Origin of the sequence: Nocardioides proteolyticus, from assembly GCF_051280635.3 — a bacterium.
Classification (GTDB): domain Bacteria; phylum Actinomycetota; class Actinomycetes; order Propionibacteriales; family Nocardioidaceae; genus Nocardioides.
Genome location: NZ_JBNBPO030000010.1, coordinates 119,826 through 126,578, shown reverse-complemented (window position 1 = coordinate 126,578; position 6,753 = coordinate 119,826). Strand labels below are relative to the sequence as shown.

Below are 6,753 nucleotides of genomic sequence, written 5' to 3'. Positions count from 1 at the left end.
CCTACCGCGAGCGCCATCCGTGGCTCTCGCCCGACGCGCTCGCGCCCAAGTCGGTGGTCCGGGAGATGTGGGAGCAGGGCATGGGCTTCACCGACCTGGTGTCGCGCTACCAGGTCGCCCGCTCGGAGGGGCTGGTGCTCCGCTACCTCACCGACGCCTACCGCGCCCTGCGGCAGACCGTCCCGGCGTCGTACCGCACCGAGGAGCTGGAGGTGCTCGTGGAGTGGCTCGGGGAGACGGTGCGGCAGGTCGACTCCTCGCTGCTCGACGAGTGGGAGGCGCTGAACGACCCGACCCACGTGCCGGCCACCGTCGCCGAGCACGCGCCGCCTCCGCCGCCGCGGCCGCTCAGCCAACAGGGCCGGGTCTTCGAGGTGATGGTGCGCAACGCGCTGTGGCGCCGGGTCGACCTGGTCGCCCGCGACGACGTGCCGGCCCTCGCCGCGCTGGAGGCGGCCGCGGCGGAGGCCACCGAGCCGGCCCGGGAGGTCGTGATGACCTCCGACCGCTGGGACCGGGCGCTCGACGACTACTACCAGGAGCACGACCGGGTGCTTACCGACGCCGACGCGCGCGGACCCGACCTGCTCGCGGTCGAGAAGGACGTCACCGGAGGCGTGTGGCGCGTGGTGCAGACCCTCCACGACCCCGAAGGGCACCACGACTGGGTGCTCGAGGCGGTGGTCGACCTGGGCGCCTCCGACGAGGTCGGCGAGGCGGTCGTCCGGGTCGAGGAGATGCGCCGGCTCGGCGGCTGAGCGCCGACGCGCGCGGACAGTTCGGCGCGGGCGGCGCGTCCTCCCCAATGTCGCCGTGTCGACATTGTTGGATGGAGGAAGTCCCGGGCCATGGGGAAGTGGCCCGCAACCGACAGACAGAGGTGAGGGCGATGGTCGGTCTCCACGGAGGTTCCAGTGCACCCGACATGCCGCCGCGGACGCCGGTCCCGGCGCGCGGCCACGACGACGCACGCGATCTGCTCGATGCTCGTGATGCCCGCGGTGGCGCGGACGTCGCGGCGACGCTCCAGTTCCCGGAGTCCGCGATGAGCGCCGGGGCGACCACCGAGCTCGGCCCGACCGGCCGGCCGATGCCGTTCCTGCCCGACCCGCGCCCGGTGGCCGAGCACGGCCACGCCCGCGTGATCTCGATGTGCAACCAGAAGGGCGGGGTCGGCAAGACCACGACCACCATCAACCTCGGCGCCGCGCTCGCGGAGTACGGCCGCAAGGTGCTGCTCGTCGACTTCGACCCGCAGGGCTCGCTGTCGGTCGGGCTGGGCCTCAACCCGCACGAGATGGACTCCACCGTCTACAACCTGCTGATGGACCGGGAGACCACGATCGACGACGTGGTCGTGCCCTCCGGCGTGCCCGGCATGGACCTGCTGCCCTCCAACATCGACCTGTCCGCGGCCGAGGTGCAGCTGGTGCACGAGGTGGCGCGCGAGCAGACCCTGCAGCGGGTGCTGGCTCCCGCGCTCGAGCGCTACGACGTCATCCTGATCGACTGCCAGCCGTCGCTGGGCCTGCTGACCGTCAACGCGCTCACGGCCTCCCACGGCGTGATCGTGCCGCTGGAGTGCGAGTACTTCGCGCTGCGCGGGGTCGCGCTGCTCAAGGCGACCATCGACAAGGTCAAGGAGCGCCTCAACCCCGCGCTCGAGGTCGACGGCGTGCTCGGCACGATGTACGACGGCCGCACGCTCCACGGCCGGGAGGTGCTCGAGCGCCTGGTGCAGGCCTGGGGCGACAAGGTCTTCCACACCGTGATCCGCCGGACCGTGAAGTTTTCCGACTCCACCGTCGCGGGCGAGCCGATCACGTCGTACGCCTCGGGGTCCTCGGGCGCCGAGGCCTACCGCCAGCTGGCCAAGGAGGTGGCGCTGCGGTGCCTCGACGCGTGAGCCTGCCGGCGGCCGACGACCTGTTCCGGGCGACCGGGGAGCCGGAGTCGCCGCGTGCGGTGCGCGCGGTGCCCGACGCCCCCGACGGCCCCGGCGGCCCAGACGGCGCAGACGGCGCAGAGACGCCCAAGAAGCCCAGCGGGCGGGTCCGCCACGACGAGAAGATCACCGTCTACGTCACCTCCGCGGAGCTGATGGAGCTGGAGCAGACCCGGCTGCGGCTGCGCGGCGAGCTCGGCCTCGTCGTCGACCGCGGCCGGCTGGTCCGGGAGGCGCTGCACCTGGTGCTGGCCGAGTTCGAGTCCGACGGGGAGGACTCCGCGCTGGTCAGGCGCCTGCGTGAGTCATGATGTTTGGGTGACCACCGAGGAGGCCCCGACCGCCGAGGCGGCCTCGCGGGCGGGCTTCGAGGTCCGGCTGGACAACTTCGAGGGCCCCTTCGACCTGCTCCTCAACCTGATCTCCAAGCACAAGCTCGACGTCACCGAGATCGCGCTGTCCCAGGTCACCGACGAGTTCATCGCCCACGTCAAGAGCCTCTCGGGCAGCGGCGGCGTCGACCTGGAGGAGACCACCTCCTTCCTGCTCGTCGCCTCCACCCTGCTCGACCTCAAGGCCGCGCGGCTGTTGCCCCAGGGCGACGTCGAGGACGAGGAGGACCTCGCGCTGCTCGAGGCCCGCGACCTGCTCTTCGCCCGGCTGTTGCAGTACAAGGCCTACAAGCAGGTGGCGGCGGTGCTCGACCGGCGGCTCCAGGCGGAGGCGAAGCGGCACCCGCGCGCGGTCGGCCTCGAGGAGAGGTTCGCCGGCCTGCTGCCGGAGGTGCTCATCGGCATCGGCCTGGACGCCTTCGCGGCGCTGGCGGCGAAGGCGATGGAGCCCAAGCCCGAGCTCGAGCTCACCCTGCACCACATCCACGCCCCGACCGTCAGCGTGCGCGAGCAGGCGACCATCGTGATGGACCGGCTGCGCCGCAGTGGCACGATGACCTTCCGCGCCCTCTGCGGCGACTCGCCCGACACCCTCACCACGGTCGCCCGGTTCCTCTCCCTGCTCGAGCTGTTCCGCGAGGGGGCCGTCGCGTTCGACCAGGTGACGCCGCTGGGCGAGCTCACCGTGCGGTGGACCGGCGACGAGGAGGTCGACGTGGACGCCGTGATCACCGACGAGTTCGACGGGGCTCCGCAGCTGCCGGAGCCGCCCGAGCCATCCAGGGAGGACCAGACCGATGACTGACCAGGTCGACGAGGCCCTGCCCGTCCCCGTCGCGGCGCTCCGGCCCGCGCTCGAGGCGGTGCTCATGGTCGCCGACCAGCCGCTCGACGAGCTCGCCCTGGCGACCGCGGTCGGCTACCCGCCACCGGAGGTGGCCGAGGCCCTCACCGGGCTGCGGGCCGAGTACGACGAGCAGGGCCGCGGCTTCGAGCTGCGCAACGTCGCCGGCGGGTGGCGGTTCTACACCCGCGAGGAGTTCGCCCCGGTCGTCGAGGCGTTCGTGCTGGAGGGCCAGCAGGCGCGGCTCACCCAGGCCGCGCTGGAGACGCTGGCCGTGGTCGCCTACCAGCAGCCGGTGTCGCGCGCGCGGGTCTCGGCGGTGCGCGGCGTCAACGTCGACGGAGTGATGCGCACGCTGCTCAACCGCGGCCTGGTCGAGGAGGCCGGTCAGGACGGTGAGCACGGCGCCACGCTCTACCGCACCACGTCGTACTTCCTCGAGCGGATCGGGATCGTCTCCCTCGACGAGCTGCCCGAGCTCGCCCCGCACCTGCCCGACCTCGCGGAGATGGAGGAGGAGCTGGCCGGCGCCCGCCAGGACGAGCAGGCAGCCGAGCAGCCCGCCGGCGCGGCGGACGAGGAGCAGTCGGGGGAGTCGGACGCGTGACCCGCGAGATCGCCGTCGACGACGACGGCCTGGTCCGGCTCCAGAAGCTGCTCGCCCAGTCCGGGGTCGCCTCGCGACGCCGCTGCGAGGAGCTGATGCTCGCCGGCGAGGTCGAGGTGGACGGCGAGGTCGTCACCCGGCTCGGCACGAAGGTCGACCCCCGCACGGCAGTGGTGAAGGTCTCCGGCCGGCGGCTGCCGCCGGTCTCGGACCACGTCTACCTGGTGCTCAACAAGCCGCGGGGCGTGGTGTCGACGATGAGCGACCCCGAGGGTCGCCGCACGCTGACCGACGTCGTGCGGGAGTGGCAGCCCGAGGACCGGGAGGAGGTGCGGCTCTTCCACGTCGGCCGGCTCGACACCGACACCTCCGGACTGCTCCTGCTCACCAACGACGGCGACTTCGCGCACCGGATGGCCCATCCGTCGTTCGAGGTCGAGAAGACCTACGTCGCGGAGGTCGCCGGCCGGGTCGCCAAGGGCACCGTCGCCGACCTCCTCGCCGGCGTCACCCTGGATGACGGACCGGTCCAGGTACGCCGGGCCCGGGTGCTCGACTCCATGGGTGGGCGCTCGATCGTGGAGCTCGTCATCCACGAGGGCCGCAACCGGATCGTGCGCCGGCTGCTCGACCAGGTCGGGCACCCGGTGCGCCAGCTGAGCCGCACCCGGTTCGGGCCCGTCGAGCTGGGCGGTCTCCAGGCCGGGCAGATCCGCGAGCTGACCGACGACGAGCTCGGCGAGCTGCTGGAGCTCCTCGACCTCTGATCCGGGAGCGGTCGGTCCGGCGGCGATGAGTTCCGCGGGTGGCGGTGGTCAGCACGGCCATGACCACCACCTCTTCAGCCACGACACACACCCTGGTGACCGACCAGGTGGACCTCGCCTACGACGTGCACCCCGCGCGATCCGCGTCGGACGGGCTCCGGCCGCTGCTGCTGGTCGGCCAGCCGATGGACGCCTCCGGCTTCCGGGCGCTCGCAGCCCGGATGCCGGAGCGCACGGTGATCACCTACGACCCGCGCGGCATCGGGCGCAGCAAGCGCAAGGACGGGCGGTCCGACTTCGACCCCCGGGTCCAGGCCGAGGACCTGCACGCCGTGATCGAGGCGATCGGCGGCGGTCCGGTCGACGTCTTCGGCAGCAGCGGCGGCGCGGTCACCGCCCTGGCGCTGGTCGCCGCGCACCCCGGCGACGTCGCGGTCCTGGTCGCCCACGAGCCCCCGACGCTCCCGGTCCTGCCCGACGCCGACCACGCCGCCCGTGCGCGGGCGGAGGTGCGCGACGCCTACGACCGGCACGGCTGGGGTGCCGGCATGGCGGCCTTCATCGCGATGACCTCGTGGCAGGGCGAGTACACCGACGCCTACTTCTCCCAGCCGCCGCCGGACCCGGCCGCGATGGGACTTCCCGCGGAGGACGACGGGTCGCGGGACGACCCGCTGCTCTCCGACCGCTCCTGGGCCGTGAGCGACTACCTGCCCGAGGTGCGGGCGCTCGAGGACGCAGCGACCGCGATCCTGGTCGCCGTGGGCGAGGAGTCGGCCGGCACGTTCACCGGGCGCACCGCGGTCGCCCTGGCACACCACCTCGGGCAGGAGGCGGTCGTCTTCCCCAGCCACCACGGCGGCTTCTCGGACGGCGAGTCCGGCTATCCCGGTCAGCCGGACGCGTTCGCCTCCCGGTTGCGTGAGGTGCTGGCTACCGTGGAGGTGTGATCGCGGTCCCCCCGGTTCCCGCGGCGCTCCGGACGTACGTCGCCGCGCGGGTCCCCTACGACGTCGACTTCGGCGCGCCGGGGATCCATCGCGGCCTGCCGTCCACCACGCTGACCGTCGTGCTGCCGATCGGGGAGCCGCTGCGGGTCTCCTGGGCGGACCGGCAGGGCTCCGAGCACGCCGGCTGGTCGTCGCTCGCCGGCCTGCACACCACGCCGGCCGCGATCCACCACACCGGTGCCCAGCGCGGCATCCAGCTCGCCCTCACGATGCGCGGTGCCCGGGCGCTGCTCGGCCGGCCCGCGGCCGCGCTGGCCGGGGCCCTCACCGACCTCGGCGAGGTCGACGGGCTGGCGCCGTCGCTCCTCGAGCTGCCCGAGCGGCTGCACGCGACCGCCACCTGGCCGGCCAGGGTGGCGCTCGTCGACCGCACGGTGGCGGGCCTGGTCGCGGAGGCCGGCGACCCCGCCCCGGGGGCCGAGGTCGGCCGCGCGCTGCGCAGCCTGGCCCTCGGCGCGCGGGTGGCGGACGCGGCCGGGGAGGTCGGCTACAGCCGGCGCCGGCTCACCAGCCTGGTGCGGGCGGAGTGCGGGCTGGCGCCGAAGGACTTCCAGCGGCTGGCGAGGTTCCAGTCCGCCCGGCGGCTGCTCGGTCACCGGCCGCTGGCCGAGGTCGCCGCCCGCTGCGGCTACAGCGACCAGGCGCACCTCAGCCGGGAGTGGACGGCCCTCGCCGGTTGCACGCCGACGACCTGGCTGCGCGAGGAGTTCCCATTCGTTCAAGACCCCGGCCCTCGAGGCGCGGCATCGTCGAAGGCATGAGCGAGACGACGACCCAGAGCAAGGACGGCCGCGCCGCAGACGTGCGGCTCTGGCAGTGCATCGCCTTCCGCGACGCCGACGCGATGATGGCCTGGCTGCGCGCTGTCGGGTTCCAGGAGCACATCACCTACCGGGCCGAGGACGGCACGGTCGAGCACGCGGAGTGGGTCTGGCCCGAGGGGGGCGGTCTGATGTTCGGCACCGAGCGCGACGACAGCCCGCTGCACGAGCCGGGCAAGGCGGGCACCTACCTGGTCACCGCCGACCCCGACGCGGCCTTCGAGCGGGCCGTCGCGGCGGGCGCCACCGTGCAACGGCCGATGGAGGACAAGGACTTCGGCGGTCGCGGCGGCAGCGTGCTCGACCCGGAGGGCAACCACTGGTCCTTCGGGTCCTACCAACCGGGGGCCGACGCCATCCCCTAGCC

Annotated in this window: 9 protein-coding genes; all 9 read left to right on the top strand. The window is 73.6% G+C overall.

Annotated features, from left to right (window positions below; translation table 11 throughout):
• Positions 1-758: DUF3516 domain-containing protein (locus ACPOLA_RS08340; protein ID WP_435769951.1), on the top strand; the 758-nt coding region annotated here is incomplete at its 5' end.
• Between the two features lie 287 nt (positions 759-1,045).
• Positions 1,046-1,906, top strand: coding sequence for a ParA family protein (locus ACPOLA_RS08335; protein ID WP_435769953.1), 861 nt, complete (start codon positions 1,046-1,048; stop codon positions 1,904-1,906).
• A complete protein-coding gene (locus tag ACPOLA_RS08330) occupies positions 1,903-2,256 on the top strand; it encodes a hypothetical protein (protein ID WP_435769950.1) in 354 nt (117 codons plus the stop codon). Before ACPOLA_RS08335 ends, ACPOLA_RS08330 begins: the two co-directional genes overlap by 4 nt.
• Before the next feature lie 7 nt (positions 2,257-2,263).
• A complete protein-coding gene (locus tag ACPOLA_RS08325; RefSeq protein WP_435769949.1) occupies positions 2,264-3,142 on the top strand; it encodes a segregation and condensation protein A in 879 nt (292 codons plus the stop codon).
• Positions 3,135-3,788 (top strand): SMC-Scp complex subunit ScpB, encoded by a 654-nt coding sequence (gene scpB, locus ACPOLA_RS08320; RefSeq protein ID WP_435769948.1) that lies wholly within the window; start codon positions 3,135-3,137, stop codon positions 3,786-3,788. Before ACPOLA_RS08325 ends, scpB begins: the two co-directional genes overlap by 8 nt.
• Positions 3,785-4,555 carry a pseudouridine synthase gene (locus tag ACPOLA_RS08315; RefSeq protein ID WP_435769947.1) on the top strand — a complete coding sequence of 257 codons (771 nt, stop codon included), beginning with the start codon at positions 3,785-3,787 and terminating at the stop codon, positions 4,553-4,555. The genes scpB and ACPOLA_RS08315 overlap by 4 nt, the downstream gene beginning before the upstream one ends.
• A gap of 95 nt (positions 4,556-4,650) precedes the next feature.
• Positions 4,651-5,505: an alpha/beta fold hydrolase gene (locus tag ACPOLA_RS08310; RefSeq protein ID WP_435769946.1), complete on the top strand. Its 855-nt coding sequence runs from the start codon at positions 4,651-4,653 to the stop codon at positions 5,503-5,505.
• A complete protein-coding gene (locus tag ACPOLA_RS08305) occupies positions 5,502-6,326 on the top strand; it encodes a helix-turn-helix domain-containing protein (RefSeq protein ID WP_435769945.1) in 825 nt (274 codons plus the stop codon). Before ACPOLA_RS08310 ends, ACPOLA_RS08305 begins: the two co-directional genes overlap by 4 nt.
• Positions 6,323-6,751, top strand: coding sequence for a VOC family protein (locus tag ACPOLA_RS08300; protein WP_435769944.1), 429 nt, complete (start codon positions 6,323-6,325; stop codon positions 6,749-6,751). The genes ACPOLA_RS08305 and ACPOLA_RS08300 overlap by 4 nt, the downstream gene beginning before the upstream one ends.
• Positions 6,752-6,753 lie beyond the last annotated feature (2 nt).